Here is a 19,255-nt window from a genome sequence, read left to right as displayed (position 1 = left end):
CGGCGGAGCCGGTGGGCCGCCCGGCCGAGGCTGGCGGCCGTCCCCTTGACAAGACCCGCCCGGGTCGAGCAGCATTCGAGAAGGATTGATGGTAATACGTATTAGCACCTGACCCGGGCGGCCTGCTCACCCTCGCGGTGGCCGACCGTCTCACGCAGCGTGACTTCGTGCCGCCCCGCGGCGTGCTGCGCGGCGTCCACAGTCGTCACCGGCGTATCCGTCCCCACCTCCTGGGCTCCTCCGTCGACGGCCCCGTACGCCGACGGCCCGCCCGAGCGGTGGGGGAGCCCCACCATCCCCCGACAGAGCAGGAACAGCGATGACGAAAGCACCCGTCCGAGTGCCCGGTCGCGCCGCCGTGGCGGCAGCCGGCGCGGGCATGCTGGTGACCGCGCTGGCCGGTGCGGCTCCGGCCGCCGCCGATCCGGCCCCCGACTTCCCGCGCTTCACCTACGCGGGCACCGCGTTCGACAAGAGCGCCCTGACCTACAACCCGACAAACGAGTTCATCTTCCCGAGCGTCATCCGGGCCGCCGACTACTTCCCCAACCCGCTGGGCACCTACTACCTGTACTACGCGCCCCACGAGCGGCCCGGCGGGATCGCCCTGGCGTACGCGGACTCGATGAACGGTCCGTGGACCGAGTACCGGGCCAACCCGTTGATCGGCAACACCTGGCTGCCCCACTACTCCACGGTCAGCCACATCTCCTCCCCGCACGCCGTCTGGGTGGAGGGGGAGCGCAAGCTGTTCCTCTACTTCCACGGCGAGAACTCGATCACCCGGTACGCCACCTCCGAGGACGGCATCCACTTCGACTACGGCGGGACGGCGATCAGCCGCGACGACAGCACCGGCGGGGAGACCTCCTACGCCCGGGTGTTCGAGCACGCCGTGCCGCGGCTGGGCGGTCGGTACCTGATGCTCTTCATGGACAACCCGACCGCCGCGCCGCCCGGGCCGACCGGGCCGGTGTCCCGGCGGATCCGCTGGGCGGTCTCCCCGGACGCGCGCACCTGGACGATCCAGCCCGACCCGATCGTCACCCCGCAGGGCATCCAGGGCCCGAACGCCTCCGGCCCGTTCTTCCTGCGCTGGAACGGCCGCAACCTGGTGATCTTCCACGCGGCCGACGGCAACATGCACGCCGTGGACGTCGGCGAGAATTTCGACCGGGAGGTCCACCTCGGCGTCGTGCACGACTCGATGGTCGCCGCGCCCGACCTGGGGCGCTCGGCCGCGCCGACGTTCTACTTCGAGGGGCGCACCGCGCACATGTACTACGAGGCCGGCGGGCGGCTCACCGCGACGATCGGCCATGCCGTCGCCACCCTGGACCGGCCGGTGCCCACCCGCGAGGTGGACTGCGTGGTGGACCGGCCGGTGCTGTGGCCGCCGAACCACCAGATGGTCGACGTCACCGTGACGGCGGACCTGCGCGACGGGGTGCTCGGCCCGTACGCGCTCAACCTGACGGCGGTGACCGGCGGCGACGCCGCGGACGTCAGCGGCTTCACCGTCGGCACCCCGGGCACCAGCGGCCGGCTGCGGGCCGAACGCGACGGCGCCGGTGGGGACAGGGTCTACTCCCTGACCTACGCGGGGCACGACGAGATCGGCCGCCCGGTCGGCTGCACCGTGACGGTCACCGTGCCGCACGACCTGGGCCGCGACTGACCGGAGCAGGGCCGCTGGGCGCCGGCCGTGCCGTACGGGCACGGCCGGCGCCCGCGCCTGGGCTCGCCGCCGCCGGCGCGGCCGGATACCGTACCCGCGGCGCGGGTCACCCCGCGTCGGGCCGTCGAGCGGTGGGAGGATCCGATGCGCCTGCACGTGGGGTGCGCGATGTGGACGCACAAGTCGTGGCAGGGGCGCTTCCTGGCGCACCCGCTGCCGGCCCACGAGCGGCTGCGCGCGTACGCCGGCTGGTGCACGGCGGTCGAGGGGAACACCACCTTCTACGCCACCCCGGCCCGGGAGACGGTCGCCTCCTGGGCGGAGCAGACCGACCCCGACTTCCGGTTCGTGCCCAAGCTGCCGAAGGTCGTCACGCACGAGCGCCGGCTCACCGGCGCCGACGAGGAACTCCGCGCCTTCCTGCACGCCGTCGAGCCCCTCGGCCCACGGGCCCACGCCCTCTGGATCCAACTGCCGGGCTCGTTCGGCCCGGCCGACGTGCCGGCGCTGGCCCGTTTCCTGCGCGGGCTGCCCACCGCCCACCGGTACGCCGTGGAGGTCCGGCACCCCGCCTTCTTCGACGATCCCCGGGCGGCGCGGACGCTGGAGGAGGCGCTCGCCACCGTCGGCGCCGAGTGGGTGCCCTTCGACACGACCGCGTTCTTCCGCACCCCGCCGACCAGCGACGCGGAGCGCGAGGCGTGGACCAGGAAGCCGCGCACCCCGCTGCGCACCTGCGCGCTGACCGACCGGCCGATCGTCCGCTACCTCGGCCGCGACGACCCCGCACGTACGGTCGAGGGCTGGCAGCCGTGGCTCGACGTGGTGACCGGGTGGCTGCGCGAGGGCCGATCACCGACGATCTTCGTGCACACCCCGGACAACGCCGACGCGCCCGAGCTCGCCCGCCGGTTCCACGACGAGGTGCGGGCGCGCCTGCCCGAGGTCGAGCCGCTGCCCGAGCCGGAGCCGGTCGGGCCGTCGACGCTGTTCTGAACGGAACCGCCCCGCCCGCCACGGCAACCCTGTGCCGGCCACCTGAGGAGGCTCGATGCGGTCGCTGGCCGTACCGCCGTTGTTCGCCGCGCTGGAGCCGGCGCGCACCGTGCTGATCGCGGGCGCGGGCGGCGGCTTCGACGTGTACGCCGCCATTCCGCTGGCCGTCGCGCTACGCGACGCCGGTCGGACCGTGCACCTGGCCAACCTCTCCTTCACGCGGCTCGAACTGCTCGACCTGGACGCCTGGGCGGCGCAGGACGTCGCCGCCGTCACCCCGGACACCGCCGGTCCCGACGAGTACTTCCCGGAGCGGGCGCTGGCCCGCTGGCTCGCCGCCAACGACCAGCCGAGCACCGTGTACGCCTTCCCGCGGGTGGGCGTGGAGCCGCTGCGCGACGCGTACCGGCATCTGGTCGACGCGCTCGGGGTGGACGCGGTGGTGCTGGTCGACGGGGGCACCGACATCCTCATGCGCGGCGACGAGGCCGGCCTCGGCACCCCCGTCGAGGACATGACGAGCCTCGCGGCGGTGGCCGGCCTGGACGTGCCGGTGAAGCTGGTGGTGTGCCTCGGGTTCGGCATCGACGCGTACCACGGGGTCAACCACACCCAGGTGCTGGAGAACATCGCCGCCCTCGACCGCGACGGCGCGTACCTCGGGGCACTGTCCATTCCGGGCAGCAGCCGGGAGGCGCGGCTGTACCGGGACGCGGTCGCGTACGGGCAGGCGGCCACGCCGCTGCGGCCCAGCATCGTGCACGGGCAGATCGCCGCCGCCATCCGTGGCGCCGACGGGGACGTGCACGTGACCCGCCGCACCCGGGGCAGCACCCTGTTCGTCAACCCGCTGATGGCGATCTACTTCAGCTTCGACCTCGACGGCCTGGCCCGCCGTTCGCTCTATCTCGACCGCCTGGAGCACACCGTCGGCATGCGACAGGTGGCCTCCCGGATCGAGGACTTCCGCGACGAGGTCGAGCGGCGTACGCCCCGGATCTTCCCGCACTGACCCCTCGCCGCCGCGCCGCCCGCCGGCTCAGGCCCGGTCCGGCTGGTTCGGGTCGATCAGCACCTTGGTGTGCTCGCTGCGGCCCGAGTCGAGTTCGTCGAGGACGTCCTTAAGCGACGACAGCCCGAAGGTGCCCGTGTGCAGTGCCGCCACGTCGATGCGACGTGCGGCGATCGCGTGCATCGCGCCCACGAAGTCCTCGTGCTGGTAGGCCAGTGACCCGATCACCGTCAGCTCCCGGCTCTGCCAGTCGCCGTAGCTGACGCTCGAGTTCTCCAGCGGGTAGCCGAGCAGCGCGAGCGTCCCGCCCCGGCGCACGAGCTCCGCCGACGGCTGGAGCAGCGACGGAACGCCGCTGCACTCGTACACGACGTCGGCGCCCATGCTCGACGTGAGCTCGTCCAGCGCGGCCGGCAGGTCGGCGGGCTCGACCACGTGGGTGAAGCCGAGCCTGCCGGCCAGCGTACGGCGCGCCGCGGAAGGCTCCGAGATGATCATCGGCCCCGCCCCGGCGTTGCGGGCGTGCTGGGCGGTGAGCAGCCCGATCGGGCCGGCGCCCTGGACCAGCGTGGTGCTGCCGTACTCCGCCGCCACCCGCCGCACGGCGTGGAAGGTGACCGTGGCCGGCTCCACGAGCGCCGCCTCCACCGCCGACAGGCCGTCCGGAACCGGGATGACCCGCCGCGCCGTCACCTGCACCCGGGTGGCGAAGGCGCCGTGCGGCGGTGCGTCGGCGTCGACCCCGTTGGCCTCGGCGAACACGGTGTCGCAGTGGCGGGCGTGCCCGGCGACGCACTGGCGGCAACGGCCGCACGCCGGCCCCACCGCGCCCACCACGCGCTGGCCGACCCGCAGCCCGTCCACGCCGGCGCCCACCGCCGAGACCGAACCGGTCCACTCGTGCCCGAAGACCGCCGGTGGCAGCATGTGCCCGTCGGTGTAACCGTGGACGTCGGTGCCGCAGATCCCCGTGTACGTGATGTCGACGGTCACGCGGCCGGGCCCGGGCTCGGTCGCGGACACCTCGCCCGCACGGAGTTCGCGCGGACCGGCGACCGCGAGGTAGCGACCAGCAGACATACGCCATCCCTCCTCGGCGACCGCCCCAGTCTCCCACCCGGAACGCGCCGGGAGGCCGGCTACCAGCAGATTCGGGGCGGCGGGGGTGTCCCCGGTCCGGTCGGGTCCCGCCCGCCGACCGGCCCCGTGCCGAAACATACCTTCATTGCCGGCGGGTCAACATGTAGACAATATTCCTCGTTCTGTCTATCGTCAGCACCACTTAGCGATGTCCTTCGATTTGAAAGAGGTCGTCAATGGTGCAAGTCAGACGATGGGTCGGCATCGCCACAGCCCTGCTGGCGACGGAGGTCCTGGTCGCGGGCACCGCCGCGCACGCGGCCGCGCCAACGCCCGACCCGGTCCGGGTGAGCGTCGAGGACGCGGTCACCGCCAAGCTGCGCGGGCAGGCCCAGGCTGCGGCGGCGGAGCACGCCGACAGCCCCGCGGCGGAGCACGCCGAGAGCTCCGAGACCCGCGTCACCGTCACCCGCCGCAACGGCCAGTGGGCCTTCGGCACCGCAGTGGCCGTCACCTCCCACGAGAAGGACGTCCACCCGACCGGGGCGATCTTCATCGCCCGTGCCGAGGCCGGCACCTGGCGGGTGAACTTCGACGGCGAAGCCGGCTTCGGCGAACTGGCCGCCGAGTCGCCCCTGGTGAACAAGCAGGAGAAGGCGGTCTTCACGCGCACCCCGAGCACCATGCAGGCGGGCGGCGACTACCGGACCGGGATGGCCCTGCCCTTCGCGGTCGGCCAGACCTGGACGCTGACCGGCGGCCCGCACGGCTGGGGCGGCTCCGAGGCGCCGTACAGCTCGATCGACCTGGCCGGCGGCGACCAGGTGGTCCGCGCGGCGCGGGCCGGCACGGCGTACACGATGTGCACGGGGTGGATCCGGGTGATCCACGACCGGGGCTACTCGACCGACTACTACCACCTGTGGAGCAGCATCTCGGTCAACGGCGCCGCCGTCGGCCAGGGCGCGTACCTGGGCTACACGGGCACCGACGTCACCTGCGGCGGGGCGGCCTCCGGCCGGCACGTCCACTTCGGGCTGCGGCAAAACAGCGCGTACGTCTCCATCGGCGGGCACGGCATCGGCAAGTGGGCGTTCGAGAACGGCGCCGGTCCCTACCAGGGCGGCGCGCGGCACGGCTCGACCTGGCGAGGTGCCGGCGGCGCCCTCTACAACTACGGGGCGCTGGGCTTCAACCAGGCGGTGGTGGACGCCAACGGCGGGGGCACGGTGAACAAGCGGGGTGGTCCCGGCACCGGGTACGCCCTGCGGGGGTCGGTGGGCGACGGCGCGACCGTCACCGTCTCCTGCTCCGCCAACGGCACCTCCCACGCCGGACGGTACGGCACCACGGCGCTGTGGAACCGGCTGAGCGACGGCACCTGGGTGTCCGACGCCTACGTGTGGAGCGGAGTGAACGGCCCGGTCAACGGCTGGTGCTGACCGGCATCCGACCGAGCGTCGACGCAGGGGCCCCGCCACTTCGGCGGGGCCCCTGCGCCTCGTGGGCGGCCGGGGGCGACAGGCCCCGCACATGTGCCGGGGGCGTGCCGGGCGGGTCAGCCCGGGGCGCCGGCGAGGAGGGACCCGTGGCGACTCCACAGCCACCGGAGGTACTGCTGGAGTTCCCCGAGGGTGGCGACCTGGTCCTCGTCCATGTAGGTGAGGATCCGTTTCACCTCCCCCGGCACGAGGTCGTAGGCGGTGGCCCCGGTCTCCGGGACGGGCGTGTCCGGGGAGACGGCCACGGGGACGGGGATGACGGGCAGGCGGAGGTTCCTCCTGTCCAGCGCCTTGAGGACCGTGAGGTAGGCGCGGGGCAGGTGGTAGGGGGAGACGACGAGCGCGAGGCTCGCGACGCCGAGGCCCCGCGCCCGGTCGGCGATCCAGGCGGCCTGCCGGCCGGTGTGGGGGGCGGGTCCGGCCTGGAGGCAGACCCCCTCGGCGCGCCGGAGGCCGAGGCCGCGCAGGTGGTCGAGCGTGAGGTCGACGTACGTCTGCTCAGCCGGGTTCCCGTTCGTCACCAGGAGGTGACGCAGCCCCGGGTTCGCCTCCCAGTCGCGGATGGCGTGGCGGAGCCGCCACCCCTCGCCCTGACCGGTGGCCACGACGAGGGCGTCGACGTGGTCGGCGGCCGATCGGGGCAGCGTGAGGATCGCCGTGAGGGCCTTCAGCACGTCCAGGAACTGGCCGGCGGTGAAGCCGGCGAGGTCCTCCTCCGTGACGACCCGAGGGGTTCCTCCGTGAGGGTTCACCGCGTGTTCCGCCTCGTCCGCATCGGACGACGATACTGCCGGGTCCCGGCGTGACCCCGCAGAGCTCCGACGCGGCGGCCCACCCCGACTGAGCCTGCCGGGTGCCCGCGCGGCAGACCGCACGGCGGAAGGTGCGCGCCCCCGCGTACGCCGTCAAGGATGTGAATCTCGCGCGAGCCGTGACCCTGGAGGGCGCTGGGATGAAGCCGTTCCGCATCGAGATACCGCAGGCCGACATCGACGACCTGCGCCGACGACTGGCCGACACCCGCTGGCCGCACGAGCCGGGCGCGGACGGCTGGGAACGCGGCGTGCCGCAGTCCTACCTGCGGGAGCTGGCCGACTACTGGGGCAGCGGGTACGACTGGCGGGCGGCCGAGGCGCGGCTGAACGAGTACCCCCAGTTCGTCACGGAGATCGACGGCGCCACGGTGCACTTCCTGCACGTACGCTCCCCGGAGCCGGACGCGACGCCGCTCGTCCTCACCCACGGCTGGCCGGGCAGCTTCCTGGAGTACGTCGACCTCGTCGGGCCGCTGACCGATCCGCGCGCCCACGGGGGTGACCCGGCGGACGCCTTCCACGTGGTGATCCCGTCCCTGCCCGGGTACGGCTTCTCCGGCCCGCTCACCGGGACCGGCTGGGGCGTGCCGCGCATCGCCGGGGCGTGGGCCGAGCTGATGGGGCGGCTCGGTTACGACCGTTACCTGGCGCAGGGCACCGACTTCGGCTCCTGGGTGACGGTCGCGCTCGCGGCGGCGGACGCCGGGCACGCGATCGGGGCGCACGTCAACTTCCTCATCACGCCGCCCCCCGGCGACCCGCGCGAGCTGGGCGCGCTCGACGAGGACACCGGCCGGCGGCTCGCCCGGCTGGCCCGCTTCGTCGACGACGAGTCCGGCTACATGAAGATCCAGGCCACCCGCCCGGTGACGCTCTCGTACGCCCTGACCGATTCCCCGGTCGGGCAGCTCGCGTGGATCGTGGAGAAGTTCAAGGAGTGGACCGACTCCGGCAAGAGCCCCGAGGACGCCGTGGACCGGGACCGCCTGCTCACCAACGTGTCGCTCTACTGGTTCACCCGGACGGCGGGCTCCTCCGCCCAGCTCTACCACGAGACGGCGGACATGCTCCCGGTCAGCGCCGCGCCGCGGCAGCAGCCCCCGGTGCCGGTACCGCTCGGGGTGGCGGTCTTCCCGCACGACCCCTCGCAGCCCGTCCGGGCCTGGGCCGACCAGGCCTTCCCGAACATCGTGCAGTGGACCGAGCACGACCGCGGGGGGCACTTCCCGGGGCTGGAGCAGCCCGGGCTCCTGGTCGACGACATCCGCCGGTTCGCCCGGACCCTCGGCGGGGCCTGAGCCCCAGGGGCGCCGGGCAGGGAAGGGCCCCCGGTGGTCGGTGTCGGGGGCCGAACCGGTGCTAACGGTAGCAATGGGAAGTATCGACCTGCACCAGTTTCCTCATCGGGCGGCCGATGGTTGTACGAGACGTGACGGCAGCCTCGCACTCCCGCATGGCGATCCCGGCGTCGGCGCAGCCCGCGTGGCGGATCAGGTGGGCCGAGCGCGAGAACGACCGGCGGCGGTGCGCGTACGACGCGCAGGTGGCGGCCTGGCAGCGGCACCACGACCACCTGGCCCGGCTGCGGATCGAGGCGGCCGGGTTCCTCGGGTGCACGCAGCCACGTGCCGGCCTGCCGGTGGACCTCGACGCCGACGAGGTCGTCTACCGGGTACTGCCGGTCGCTGACCTGGTCGAGGCGGACGCGCGGCACGGCGCCGGGCTGCCCGCCCCGGGCCTGACCGTCGCCACGGACGACGCCGCCGCCCGCGCGCTGCCGAGGGGCGTGCGGGCCCTCGACACGGGAATGGCCGTCGTGACCAACCACCGCGTCGCCTTCTCCTCGGGGCGCGGATGGCGGCACGAGTGGAGGTACGCGGACCTGGTGGGGCCCGCGCACCATCCCGAGGTGCCGTTCACCCTGCTGCACGCCACCGACGGTCGCCGGCTCGCCGGGCTGCGGGTGCCGGCCGCCGCGACCGTGAACTTCCGCTTCTATCTCACCCTCGCCTTCGCCGCCGCCAATGGCGAACGGGCCGCCGTCACCGCGCAGCTCGGGGCCCTGTTGGCCGCCCACCGGCGTGTGCGGCCGGTGCCACCGCTGCCGGTCCACCCGGATCAGGCCCCGTCGACCATGCTGCGTGCCGAGCGTCGCGCGGCCCTGGCCGCCGCCGTCGTCGCGGTGGCGTTCGTGGCGCTGACCGCCGCAGGCCCGGCCTCGCCGGAGCGGGGCGGCCCGCCGTACCGGGCGGACGAGAGCGCGCGGGGCGCCTCCGCCGCCGCCGCGACGCCGAACCCCGTCGAGGGCGCCGCACCGACCGCCCGACGCGAGCCGGTGGCGTGCAACACGGGCCCGGCGACGTCGGAGGCCGGTGCGCTGGCGGCCTCCACCAGGGGCGGTGTGACACGCGTACCCGCGCCGGTCAGGGCGCCGCAAGTGGTGCGGATCGGCGATGCCGTCGCGCCGGCGGCTCCCTCACCGCGGTGGCTCGCCTGTCCGCAGGGCGATTCCGGTGCCAGTGCTCCGCCCCACGCCGGCGTGGTACTCCACGTTCGTGCGCAGTTCCCGGCCCGGCTTCAGGTCCCTCAGCAGCACGGAGCCGTCGGCAGGGGATCAGGCGGTCACGGTGGCGATGAACGCGGCGACGTTCGCCATGGTCCGCTGGATCTTCTCTTCCAGGGTGAGTGACTCCGGCAGCCGTGCGCCGGCGCCCGGGTCCTTCTTGCCCCGCACGTACAGCGAGCAGGCGAGGTCGCTGCACAGGTAGGTGCCGACCGTGTTGCCCTGCTGCCCGGCCTTGCCCGCCTTCGGCGCAACCATCAGGGAGACGCCGCCGGTGGGGGTGGTCAGACACATCGAGCACATGCCGCGCCGTGGCTGCGAGGGGGCGGGGCTGGGGCAGCGCAGCGCGAGGGCCCTCGGCCGGCCGTCCAGCTCGGTGACGAGGTAGGCGCGGTGAGGGGCCTGCGGATCTCGCCAGCCGAGGTAGTCCAGGTCGTCCCAGGGCCGGTCGGCCAGGTCGCGCGGGACGGACAGACGCTTCGCCTCGCCCTTGGTGCAGTTCACGAAGGCGGTGCGGATCTCTTGCTCGGTCAGCGGCTTCATGCACGGCAGGCTAATTTCCCTAAAGGTATTAGGCAAATGCATAATGGGTTATGCCGAGTGGGCGGAGGAGCATGGCACGCGCAGGACTGACCCCGGAACGCCTGACCCTGGCGGGAGCGGAACTGGCCGACGAGGTCGGCTTCGACCAGGTGACAGTCTCGGCGGTCGCCAGGCGGTTCGACGTCAAGGTCGCGAGCCTGTACTCGCACCTGAGGAACTCCCAGGACCTGAGGACCAGGATCGCCCTGCTCGCCCTGGAGGAACTCGCCGACCGGGCCGCCGACGCCCTGGCCGGGCGCGCCGGCAAGGACGCCCTGACCGCCCTCGCGAACGTCTACCGCGACTACGCCCGGGAACATCCCGGCCGCTACGCCGCAGCCCAGCTCAGGCTCGACCCGAAGACGGCGGCGGCGAGCGCCGGCGGCAGACACGCGCAGATGACGCGGGCGCTGCTGCGCGGCTACGACCTGACGGAGCCGGACCAGACGCACGCGGTCCGGCTGCTGGGCAGCGTCTTCCACGGCTACGTCAGCCTGGAGATGGGCGGCGGGTTCAGCCACAGCGCCCCCGACACGCAGGAGACGTGGTCACGGGTCCTGGACGCCCTCGACGCCCTGCTGCGCAACTGGCCCGCGCCCTGACCCCGGCGCGACCCGCCTAGAGGCGGTGCCTGACCCAGACGTTGGGCTCGACGTAGACGGCGTGGTCGTGCGCCACGTCGCAGTGCACCGGCACGAGGGCCCCCGGCACGTGGACCGGCCCGCTGGTGTCGAACGGCAGGCCCGTCCAGCGACGCCAGTCGGCGAGGGTCCCGGCGATCGTCATCGACCGGGTGGCGACGCGCTCGATGCGTCCGCCCGCGCGGACGTGCACCCGCAGCCAGGGGTCGACCGGCAGGCCGTCCTCGCGGACCTGCGCCGCGTACTGCGCCATCGGCAGCTCGGGCCGGGTGTGCTTGCCGCTCGGCCGGACCGGCGCGACGAGCGTGTCGTAGCCCAGTTCCGCGGCGGCCCTCCGCATGGCGGCCAGCATCACGGCGGACAACCCGGTGCCGCGCCGGTCGGGCCGGATGCAGATCTCCAACGCCGAGACCATGTTCGTGTCGGCGCCGGTCAGGCGGTTGACGGTGGCCCGCTGGATCACCCGGTCCCAGCCGCCGTCGGGAAGCTCGGACTCGGTCCAGCGCAGCGGCACCGCGTACGCCCGGGCGACCGCGCGGGCGGGGTCGGCGGGATCGACCGCGGCGAACACGAACTCGGGATACAGGTCGTGGGCGACGCCGTAGTACACCGTGCCCATCGGGTCCCACAGCATGAACGGCGGCCACGCCCCGTCGAAGTCCTCGTCGAGCGAACGGCCGAGGTCGGGGCGGTCCGCCAGGCGCACGATGTCGAGGGTCACGGCGGAAACCTAGAGCGCCGGGTCGTCACGCGCACGTCGATTTCGGGGCCTGTGCGACGGGTCACGGCCGCCGCGACCGATCCGGCAACCTCACGACGGGCCCCGGGGCGCCGGGCGCTGGCCGGTGTGCGGGCGTCCGGTCTATGGTGGCGCCGTGACCGCCCCCGGCCCCTCCCGGCAGCCCCGCACCGCGGCGTACCAGGAGTTTCCCGCCCCGTCGCGGACGCCCGCGACCACCGGGCCGCGGGCCCACCTCGTCGGGGGTGCGATCACCCGTCGCCTCGCCGTGCCGTCGGTCGCCCGCGTCCGCCGGGGCGCCGTCGCGCCGATCGTCGCGCCGCCGACCCGGCGGGCGCCTCGTCAGCGCCGCCCGCCGCCACCCGTCCGAGATCCACAGGACCGGCACCGGCGGGCGGAGCGCATCAGCGCTCCGCCCTTTCTTTTCGTTCCGAGCAGGGAGAAGGACCGATCGTGTACGTCGTGAGCAGGCAGGCCGAGCTGGGGGTGCTCCGGATCGTCCTGGAGGAGCAGTACGAGCGGCACAGCATCCAGTTGGCGCTGCTGGACCGGCAGGCCCGACGGATGCGCTCCGACGGCGAGGCGGCCGCCGCGTTGACCGCCGCCACGCGACGGGCCCTGGGCGACATCGCCCGCGCACTGCACTACCTGGAACAGGGCCGCTACGGCACCTGTGGAGGGTGCGACCGCGACATCCCGATCGAGGAGCTGGCGCATCGCCCGTCGACCCGGCTCTGCGCCACCTGCCAGCCGGAGCCTCGTCGGCGTGCGGACAGCGGCCGCAGCGGTGGCGACTGTCGCCGTTAGGGCCGCCGCCTGCCGTCGGCGCTCCGTCGAGGGACACGGGCGGCGCGGCGGGTTCCCGGCGCCTCGGCGGACAAAACGGTGCCGGCCCGCCACGAGGGCGGGCCGGCACCGTGGGACGTGCAGGTCAGCGGATGCGTCGGCGACCGTAGGCGCCGGCGGCGATGGCGACACCGATCGCGGCGAAGACGACCTGGAGGGCCAGCTCGATCCAGTCGATCCCCTTGGTGTCGTCGACGCCGAGGGCCCCGGCGACGAGGGTGCCGAGGATCGCCGCCACCACACCGATGAGCAGTGTGAGCCAGATCGGGATGTTCTGCTTTCCCGGAACGACCAGGCGGCCCAACGCCCCGATGATCAGGCCGATGATGATGGCAGTGAAGAAACCGGTGACTTCCACGTGGAGCCGTCCTTCCGGGAGAGTTGTCGTCGAGCTGCGGTGTTGCCCCCGCCGGAAGGGCGGCGAAACCACTCCCGGTCACTTCCACAGCTTCTTCATACAACTGTCATGGGGCCGGGTACGAAACGTCATGGCGTCATCCGACGCACGCCGCGCCGGCCACTCCTCGACCCCGGGCGGACGCCCGTCAGCGCAGCGGGTCGAACGGGCGCAGCTCGACGGGCTGCCCACCGCCGGTGATCTGCTCGGCGAGCAGCTCGCCGGTGAGCGGGCCGAGGGTGATGCCCCACATGCCGTGGCCGCCGGCGGCGAAGACGCGCGGCGACCTGGTCCGGCCGATCAGGGGCAGGCCGTCCGGGGTGCAGGGTCGCGAGCCGACCCACTCGTCGGTGCGGGTGTCCAGGTCGGCGCCCCGCAGCAGCGGTCGGGCGGCCTCGGCGATGGCCGAGACGCGGCGCCGGTCCAGCGGCGCCTCGGCGCTGCGGAACTCCATCATGCCGGCGACGCGCAGCCGGTCGCCCAGCGGCGTGCAGGCCACGCGCTGCGCGGGGAAGTAGACCGGGCCGGCCGGCAGGTGCTCGATGGCGACGCTGAAGCTGTAGCCGCGGCCGGCCTGCACGACGGTGCGGACGCCGAAGCGCCGGGCCAACTGGCCGAGCCAGGTGCCGGTCGCCAGCACCACCGCGTCGTAGCGCTCGTCGGTGCCGGCGGAGGTCACCACCCGGACACCGGTCGCCTCGTCGCGGACGTCCAGGACGTCCACGCCGGCCCTGACCGCTGCGCCCCGCGCGCGGACCGAGTCGGCCAGGGCGTGCACGTACTGGCCCGGGTTGACGTAGCGCTGGTCGTGCAGGCGGATGGCGGCGCCGATCGTGTCCGACAGCGAGGGCTCCACCTCCCGGGCCTCGGCCCCGGTGAGGACGTCGAACTCGATCCCCTGGCCCGCGGAGTGGATGTGCGCCAGTTCGTCGAGCAGGACCGACCGCTCGGCCTCGGTCCGGTACGCGGCGAGGAACGACTTCGCCTCGTGCGTCGGCACCGCGACCCCACCGGCGGTCAGCGCGTCGAACGCCTCCAGCGCCCGCCGGTTCATCGGGATGAGTGCCCGCATCGCGCTCTGCCACTTCGACGCCGTGCTGTGCCGCGCGAAGCCGGCCAGGAACCGCAGCAACCGGGCGTCCGCGCGCGGCGGCACGTAGACCGGCGAGGACGGGCTCAGCACGGCGCGCACCCCGTACCGCAGCACCGCCGGCTCCGGCAGGGGAGTGGTGATGCCGGGGGTGAGCCAGCCCGCGTTGCCCCACGACGCGCCCGCCGCGACCCCCGTACGGTCGAGCACGGTGACCCGGACCCCCCGCTCCTGCAGGAACCAGGCGGTGGCCAGCCCGACCATCCCCGCGCCGACGACGGCGACGTGCTGGGGGGCGGGCACTGACTCGACGGGGGACATGGCGTCTTCTCCTTCGGGCGCGACAGGGATCGCGGCCAATCCTGTCCCCACCGGGCCGGGAGGTCATTGTCCGTTCCGGCCAAGGATCGCCCAGGTCATTGGCCCTGCCGGACAAGATCGGGGCACAATCGCGGCATGCTCACCGTGGCTGGCGTGGTGGACGCGGCCGGCGCCGCGTTGCTCAAGGTCGTCGTCCCCGCCGACGAGGCGGAGGTACGCGATGTGACCCTCGCCGACGACGCCACGACCGGCCAGAGCGGTGACCTCGTCCTCGGCGCGGGCGTCGCGACCCCGGAACAGGCCCTCGCCGTCGTCGCGCGCTGCCAGGAGGCCGGGGCGGCCGGCCTGGTGCTCAAGCCTCCGCTGGCCGCGCACCCCGACGTGACGTCGGCCGCCGCCGAACGGCGCCTCACCCTGGTCGAGCTTCAACGTCACGGCTCCTGGGCCCAGCTCGTCTGGCTGCTCCGCGGGATGATCGACCGGGCCGTCGCGCCCGGCTCGTCGGAGGCCGGGGAGCCCGGCGTCTACGACGAGCTGTTCGCCCTCGCCGACGCGACCGCCGCCGTCGTCGACGCGCCGGTGACGATCGAGGACGCCCAGTCCCGGGTGCTGGCCTACTCGTCGCGCCAGGACCGCACCGACCCGGCGCGCGTGTCGACGATCGTGGGGCGTCGCGCCCCCGGCAACGTGATCGCCCACTTCCGTTCCCGTGGCGTCTTCCGCAAGCTCGCGACGGGCAGCGAGCTGATCTTCGTACCGCAGGGCCCGGACGGGACGTTGCCCCGCCTCGTCGTCCCGATCCGCGCCGGCGGCGAGCTGCTCGGCTCGATCTGGGCCGTCGTCGAGGGCCCGGTGCCGGAGGAGCGGCTGCGCGACCTCCAGGGCACGGCGTCCGTGCTGGCCCTGCACCTGCTCCGCCTGCGCGTGCAGGCCGACGTCGCGCGCCGGGTGTCGGCCGACCGCCTGCGGGCGGTCCTGCGGGCCCCCGGCGGGCTGGGCCGGGAGGAGCTGGCCCTGCCCGAGGGACCGTGGCGGGTCGTCGCCCTCGGCGGTACGGGGGAGATGGTCGACAACCTCGCCCTGTGGGAGTCGATCACCCGCCGGCACGGCTGGCGCCAGCCGCTGCTCGCTGACGTCGGGGACGTCCTGTTCGCCGTCCTGGTGGACGAGGGCGCCGCGCCCGGTTCGCGGCGGTGGATGGAGAAGCTGATCCACGACGTCGCCGTGCAGGACCCGGGTCTGTACGCCGCGTCCGGCGGCGTCGCCCGGAACCTGGCGGACCTGCCGCGCTCGCGCGCCGAGGCGGCGGAGCTGCTCGCGTTGCGCGGTCCGGCCGGGCAGCGGGGCCCGGTGCTGCGGTTCGAGGACCACTGGGCGGAGCTGGTCGTGCACCGGGTGGTCGGCGCCGTGCCGGGCGTCGACCTGCTGCTGGGCGGCCCCCTGCCCGGTCTCGTGGCCCACGACCGGGAGCACGGCACCGACTACGTCGCCACCGTCGCCGCCTGGCTCGACCAGCAGGGCGACCCGCAGCGGGCCGCCCGGCAGCTGCACGTGCACCCCAACACGCTCCGCTACCGGTTGCGTCGCCTCACCGAGGTCGTCGCCGTGGATCTCGACTCGCCGCGCACGCGGCTGGCGTTGCAGATCCAGCTCGCGGCGCTGCGCCCCGCACCGACCGCCGTAACCGGGGCGCGTGCGCGGGGCTGAGCCGTCACGGCACGTTCTCGGCGACGAGGGCTTCGGCGGTGGCGAGGAAGGACCGCGCCTGCGCGACGTCTCCGAGCTGCATGAGGAACAGGCCGGTGGAGACCCGTTCCAGGAAGCCCCACTGCCAGATGGCGGCCTCGTCGACGCCGGTGTGTCCGGCCAGGAGCTGGCAGTACCGTCGCGCGGTGCCGCGGGCGTCGCCGGCCGACAGCTGCGCACACCAGTCGCGCAGCACGACGCCGAGGTCGTAGGCGCGGTCTCCGAGGAAGCCGTCCGGGTCGACGAACACGAATCCGGACTCGGCCCCCGTCCGCGGCGTCGGCACCCGCAAGGCGTTGCCGGGGTGCGGGTCGCCGTGCACGACGACGTACCGCTGCTGGTCGGCGGCGGCGCAGCGCTGCTCGGCGAAGTGCAGGGCCCGGGCGACGACACGCTCCGGGCAGGGCTGGCCGAGGCCCTCCCAGAGTCGGCCGACCAACTCGCTGAGCTGGCAGGCCTTGTCCAGCGTCGGGGCGGCGGTGAGTTCCGGCCACGGCGCCGTTCGCCAGGCCTGGCGCAGCGTGCGGCAGAGCACCTCGATGACCTGTTCGACAGGTGTGTCCAGCTGGCTCAGGGACGGCCCGAGTGCCTCGATCAGCATCGCGTTCCGCTCGATGTCGTGCGCGAACAGCCGGGCGTACCCGTGGCCGCGCGCCTCGACCATGGTCGGCACCTGGCGGGTCAGGTCCGGATCGGGTAGGACCAGCTTGAGCACGGCGTCGCGACCGTTCGCCGTACGGGCCCGGGCGACGTACGCCGCGGTTCCGCCGGCCAGGGGAGCGCCGACGGCGATGTGCCACCGGCGTTCCAGCTCGGCGATCAGCGTTGGTAGCCGGGCGAGCCATCGCCGGCCCACGTCGCCGAGCTGGTGTGCCCGTCGTTCGACCAACGGCTCCACCTGCACGATCAAACTCCTCCTGCGGTTCGCCAGCAGCCAGTGCTCAGGCGAGGCGGTGGTCGAGGGCGGTGTGGCGACGCCCGGCCCCGACGGTACGGACGGCGGCGGCGAGGGCGCGGCGGGAACCGACCAGGACGACGAGCTTCTTGGCGCGGGTGACAGCGGTGTAGAGCAGGTTGCGTTGCAGCATCATCCAGGCGCTGGTGGTCAGCGGGATGACCACGGCGGGATACTCGGAGCCCTGCGAGCGGTGGATCGTCATGGCGTACGCGTGGGCCAGCTCGTCGAGTTCGTCGAAGTCGTAGTCGATGCTCTCGTCCTCGTCGGTGCGTACCGTCAGGGTCTGCTCGTCGGTGCTGAGAGCGGTGACGATGCCGACGGTGCCGTTGAAGACGCCGGCCTGGCCCTTGTCGTAGTTGTTGCGGACCTGGGTGACCTTGTCGCCGACGCGGAACACCCGTCCGCCCAGGCGGCGCTCGGGTAGCCCCTCGCGCGCCGGGGTGAGCCGCTGCTGGAGCAGCGTGTTCAGGGCCGCCGCGCCGGCCGGGCCGCGGTGCATGGGGGTGAGGACCTGGACGTCGCGGCGCGGGTCGAGGCCGAAGCGGGCGGGGATCCGGGCGCAGGCGACGTCGACGGTCAGGGCGGCGGTGGCGTCGGTGTCGTCGCTGGCGAAGAGGAAGAAGTCGCTGAGGCCCTGGAGCAGGGGCGGCCTGCCGGCGTTGATGCGGTGGGCGTTGGTGACGACCCCGGACTCCGCGGCCTGGCGGAAGACCTGCGTCAGCCGGACCCGGGGGATGGCCGGGGCGGCGAGCAGGTCCCGCAGGACCTCGCCGGCGCCGACGGAGGGCAGCTGGTCGACGTCGCCGACGAGCAGCAGGTGCGCGCCGGGCGGAACGGCCTTGACGAGCTTGTTGGCCAGGATCAGGTCGAGCATGGAGGCCTCGTCGACGACGAGGAGGTCGACGTCGAGGGGATTGTCCCGGTCGTGGCTGGCCTCCCCGCCGGGGCGCAGCTGCAACAGCCGGTGCACGGTGGCCGCCGGGTGCCCGGTCAGCTCCGACAGCCGCTTGGCGGCGCGGCCCGTCGGCGCGACGAGGGTGACCTTGGCCTTCTTCGCGGCGGCGAGTTCGACGATCGAGCGCACGGTGAAGCTCTTGCCGCAGCCGGGGCCACCGGTCAGCACGGCGACCCTGGAGGTGAGGGCGAGGCGGACGGCCTGTTCCTGCTCGGGGGCCAGCTCTGTGCCGGTGCGGGCCTTCAACCAGGCCAGCGCCCGGCCCCAGTCGACGCCGGTGAAGTGGGGCAGCCGGTCGGCGCGGTCGCGCAGCAGCCGCAGCAGGGATCCGGCGAGGGACTGCTCGGCGCGGTGGAACGGCACCAGGTAGACCGCCGCCGTCGGCTCGCCGTCCGGCCCGGGCAGCGTCTCGCGGACCACCCCCTCCTCACCGACGAGCCCGTCCAGGCAGGTGGTGACGAGGTCGGCGGGCACGTCGAGGATCTTGGTGGCGTCGGCGACCAACTGACCGTCGGGCAGGTAGCAGTGCCCGTTGTCGGTGGCCTCGGACAGGGTGTACTGGAGGCCGGCCTTGACCCGCTGGGGGCTGTCGTGCGGGATCCCGACGGCCTGGGCGATGGTGTCGGCGGTCCTGAAGCCGATGCCCCACACGTCGGCCGCCAGCCGGTACGGCTCGTTCCGGACCACCGTGATGGAGGCGTCGCCGTACTGCTTGAAGATCCGCACGGCCAGGGAGGTGGACACGCCGACGCCCTGGAGGAAGACCATCACCTCCTTGATGGCCTTCTGCTCCTCCCACGCCGCGGTGATCTTCGCGGTGCGCTTCGGTCCCAGGCCGGGCACCTCGACCAGCCGGGCGGGCTCCTCCTCGATCACGCGGAGGGTGTCGAGGCCGAAGTGGGCGACGATCCGCTCGGCGAACACCGGACCGATGCCCTTGACCAGCCCCGAGCCGAGGTAACGGCGGATGCCCTGGATCGTGGCCGGCAGAACGGTCGTGTACGAGTGCACCTCGAACTGCCGGCCGTACTGGGGGTGCGACGACCACCGGCCGGACAGGCGCAGGCTTTCCCCCGGCTGGGCTCCCAGCAGCGCGCCGACCACCGTGAGCAGGTCGCTGCCGTGGCCGGTGGCCACCCGGGCGACGGTGTAGCCGGTCTCCTCGTTGACGTAGGTCAACCGTTCGAGCACCGCGTCCAGGACGGCCGACGACGGGCGGGTGGGGGCAGTCACCCGCCCATCCTGCCTCCCGCCGACGCGACGGTGCCCTCGGGCCGGCCGCGTGCCCGGCCCCGCACACCGTGGCTCGTCACGGGTCCTGGTGCCGGAAACCT

At 73.8% G+C, this 19,255-nt stretch carries 17 protein-coding genes; 9 read left to right on the top strand and 8 right to left on the bottom strand.

Translation table 11 applies throughout. The annotated features are described in order from the left end of the window. Window positions 1–319 precede the first annotated feature (319 nt). The 3 genes from ACGFNF_RS05600 (at window position 320) to ACGFNF_RS05590 (ending at window position 3,686) form a co-directional block, all read left to right on the top strand. Window positions 320–1,678, top strand: coding sequence for a hypothetical protein (locus tag ACGFNF_RS05600; RefSeq protein ID WP_393165987.1), 1,359 nt, complete (start codon window positions 320–322; stop codon window positions 1,676–1,678). 168 nt (window positions 1,679–1,846) lie between these two features. Further along, on the top strand, window positions 1,847–2,674 hold the full coding sequence (locus ACGFNF_RS05595; RefSeq protein ID WP_225852285.1) for a DUF72 domain-containing protein: 828 nt from the start codon (window positions 1,847–1,849) through the stop codon (window positions 2,672–2,674). 55 nt (window positions 2,675–2,729) lie between these two features. Then, window positions 2,730–3,686, top strand: coding sequence for a DUF1152 domain-containing protein (locus ACGFNF_RS05590; protein ID WP_393165985.1), 957 nt, complete (start codon window positions 2,730–2,732; stop codon window positions 3,684–3,686). A 27-nt stretch (window positions 3,687–3,713) separates the two neighbouring features. Here the strand turns inward: ACGFNF_RS05590 and ACGFNF_RS05585 are convergent, their stop codons facing one another. Further along, window positions 3,714–4,766 carry a zinc-binding dehydrogenase gene (locus ACGFNF_RS05585; RefSeq protein WP_393165983.1) on the bottom strand — a complete coding sequence of 351 codons (1,053 nt, stop codon included), beginning with the start codon at window positions 4,764–4,766 and terminating at the stop codon, window positions 3,714–3,716. Window positions 4,767–5,002: 236 nt separating this feature from the next. Between ACGFNF_RS05585 and ACGFNF_RS05580 the strand changes: the two genes are divergently transcribed. Further along, a complete protein-coding gene (locus ACGFNF_RS05580) occupies window positions 5,003–6,208 on the top strand; it encodes a peptidoglycan DD-metalloendopeptidase family protein (RefSeq protein WP_393165981.1) in 1,206 nt (401 codons plus the stop codon). Between the two features lie 116 nt (window positions 6,209–6,324). Here ACGFNF_RS05580 and ACGFNF_RS05575 read toward each other — a convergent pair whose 3' ends face one another. Further along, complete coding sequence (locus ACGFNF_RS05575) at window positions 6,325–7,020, bottom strand: ElyC/SanA/YdcF family protein (RefSeq protein WP_393165979.1); 696 nt, start codon at window positions 7,018–7,020, stop codon at window positions 6,325–6,327. A gap of 200 nt (window positions 7,021–7,220) precedes the next feature. On the opposite strand from ACGFNF_RS05575, the gene ACGFNF_RS05570 reads away from it, so the two are divergent. Together ACGFNF_RS05570 and ACGFNF_RS05565 are read left to right on the top strand one after the other, a co-directional pair. Next, window positions 7,221–8,381 (top strand): epoxide hydrolase family protein, encoded by a 1,161-nt coding sequence (locus tag ACGFNF_RS05570; RefSeq protein WP_393165977.1) that lies wholly within the window; start codon window positions 7,221–7,223, stop codon window positions 8,379–8,381. A gap of 155 nt (window positions 8,382–8,536) precedes the next feature. Next, window positions 8,537–9,772, top strand: coding sequence for a hypothetical protein (locus ACGFNF_RS05565; protein WP_393165975.1), 1,236 nt, complete (start codon window positions 8,537–8,539; stop codon window positions 9,770–9,772). Here the strand turns inward: ACGFNF_RS05565 and ACGFNF_RS05560 are convergent. Further along, entirely contained in the window at window positions 9,698–10,189 is a 492-nt protein-coding gene (locus ACGFNF_RS05560; protein ID WP_393165973.1) for an FBP domain-containing protein, read from the bottom strand. The genes ACGFNF_RS05565 and ACGFNF_RS05560 overlap by 75 nt on opposite strands. A 71-nt stretch (window positions 10,190–10,260) precedes the next feature. On the opposite strand from ACGFNF_RS05560, the gene ACGFNF_RS05555 reads away from it, so the two are divergent. Continuing rightward, window positions 10,261–10,830: a TetR/AcrR family transcriptional regulator gene (locus ACGFNF_RS05555; RefSeq protein ID WP_393165971.1), complete on the top strand. Its 570-nt coding sequence runs from the start codon at window positions 10,261–10,263 to the stop codon at window positions 10,828–10,830. Window positions 10,831–10,846: 16 nt separating this feature from the next. On the opposite strand, the gene ACGFNF_RS05550 is transcribed toward ACGFNF_RS05555, so the two are convergent. Next, on the bottom strand, window positions 10,847–11,590 hold the full coding sequence (locus ACGFNF_RS05550; protein WP_357580862.1) for an N-acetyltransferase: 744 nt from the start codon (window positions 11,588–11,590) through the stop codon (window positions 10,847–10,849). A 480-nt stretch (window positions 11,591–12,070) separates the two neighbouring features. Here ACGFNF_RS05550 and ACGFNF_RS05545 point away from each other — a divergent pair, with 480 nt between their 5' ends. After that, window positions 12,071–12,415, top strand: a complete 345-nt coding sequence (locus ACGFNF_RS05545) for a hypothetical protein (protein ID WP_357580863.1) — start codon at window positions 12,071–12,073, stop codon at window positions 12,413–12,415. A 124-nt stretch (window positions 12,416–12,539) separates the two neighbouring features. Here ACGFNF_RS05545 and ACGFNF_RS05540 read toward each other — a convergent pair whose 3' ends face one another. Together ACGFNF_RS05540 and ACGFNF_RS05535 are read right to left on the bottom strand one after the other, a co-directional pair. After that, window positions 12,540–12,812 carry a GlsB/YeaQ/YmgE family stress response membrane protein gene (locus ACGFNF_RS05540; protein WP_311411082.1) on the bottom strand — a complete coding sequence of 91 codons (273 nt, stop codon included), beginning with the start codon at window positions 12,810–12,812 and terminating at the stop codon, window positions 12,540–12,542. Between the two features lie 187 nt (window positions 12,813–12,999). Continuing rightward, complete coding sequence (locus tag ACGFNF_RS05535; protein ID WP_357578520.1) at window positions 13,000–14,262, bottom strand: FAD-dependent oxidoreductase; 1,263 nt, start codon at window positions 14,260–14,262, stop codon at window positions 13,000–13,002. Between the two features lie 135 nt (window positions 14,263–14,397). Here ACGFNF_RS05535 and ACGFNF_RS05530 point away from each other — a divergent pair, with 135 nt between their 5' ends. Next, a complete protein-coding gene (locus tag ACGFNF_RS05530) occupies window positions 14,398–15,969 on the top strand; it encodes a helix-turn-helix domain-containing protein (RefSeq protein ID WP_357578521.1) in 1,572 nt (523 codons plus the stop codon). A gap of 4 nt (window positions 15,970–15,973) precedes the next feature. On the opposite strand, the gene ACGFNF_RS05525 is transcribed toward ACGFNF_RS05530, so the two are convergent. Next, window positions 15,974–16,906, bottom strand: coding sequence for an aminoglycoside phosphotransferase family protein (locus tag ACGFNF_RS05525; RefSeq protein WP_393165967.1), 933 nt, complete (start codon window positions 16,904–16,906; stop codon window positions 15,974–15,976). A 43-nt stretch (window positions 16,907–16,949) separates the two neighbouring features. Further along, window positions 16,950–19,154: an ATP-dependent RecD-like DNA helicase gene (locus tag ACGFNF_RS05520; RefSeq protein WP_357578523.1), complete on the bottom strand. Its 2,205-nt coding sequence runs from the start codon at window positions 19,152–19,154 to the stop codon at window positions 16,950–16,952. Window positions 19,155–19,255 lie beyond the last annotated feature (101 nt).

The sequence above is a fragment of the Micromonospora sp. NPDC048868 genome (genome assembly GCF_043198195.1).
GTDB lineage: Bacteria > Actinomycetota > Actinomycetes > Mycobacteriales > Micromonosporaceae > Micromonospora > Micromonospora reichwaldensis.
Note: the sequence above shows the minus strand (reverse complement) of the source record. Positions and strands in the feature narration are given on the sequence as shown.

What these genes read in the sequence shown, in the direction of transcription:
- ACGFNF_RS05600 (WP_393165987.1), top strand. Translation starts at nt 320, where the DNA reads ATGACGAAAGCACCCGTCCGAGTGCCCGGTCGCGCCGCCGTGGCGGCA.
- ACGFNF_RS05595 (WP_225852285.1), top strand. Translation starts at nt 1,847, where the DNA reads ATGTGGACGCACAAGTCGTGGCAGGGGCGCTTCCTGGCGCACCCGCTG.
- ACGFNF_RS05590 (WP_393165985.1), top strand. Translation starts at nt 2,730, where the DNA reads ATGCGGTCGCTGGCCGTACCGCCGTTGTTCGCCGCGCTGGAGCCGGCG.
- ACGFNF_RS05585 (WP_393165983.1), bottom strand. Translation starts at nt 4,766, where the DNA reads ATGTCTGCTGGTCGCTACCTCGCGGTCGCCGGTCCGCGCGAACTCCGT.
- ACGFNF_RS05580 (WP_393165981.1), top strand. Translation starts at nt 5,003, where the DNA reads ATGGTGCAAGTCAGACGATGGGTCGGCATCGCCACAGCCCTGCTGGCG.
- ACGFNF_RS05570 (WP_393165977.1), top strand. Translation starts at nt 7,221, where the DNA reads ATGAAGCCGTTCCGCATCGAGATACCGCAGGCCGACATCGACGACCTG.
- ACGFNF_RS05565 (WP_393165975.1), top strand. Translation starts at nt 8,537, where the DNA reads ATGGCGATCCCGGCGTCGGCGCAGCCCGCGTGGCGGATCAGGTGGGCC.
- ACGFNF_RS05560 (WP_393165973.1), bottom strand. Translation starts at nt 10,189, where the DNA reads ATGAAGCCGCTGACCGAGCAAGAGATCCGCACCGCCTTCGTGAACTGC.
- ACGFNF_RS05555 (WP_393165971.1), top strand. Translation starts at nt 10,261, where the DNA reads ATGGCACGCGCAGGACTGACCCCGGAACGCCTGACCCTGGCGGGAGCG.
- ACGFNF_RS05535 (WP_357578520.1), bottom strand. Translation starts at nt 14,262, where the DNA reads ATGTCCCCCGTCGAGTCAGTGCCCGCCCCCCAGCACGTCGCCGTCGTC.
- ACGFNF_RS05530 (WP_357578521.1), top strand. Translation starts at nt 14,398, where the DNA reads ATGCTCACCGTGGCTGGCGTGGTGGACGCGGCCGGCGCCGCGTTGCTC.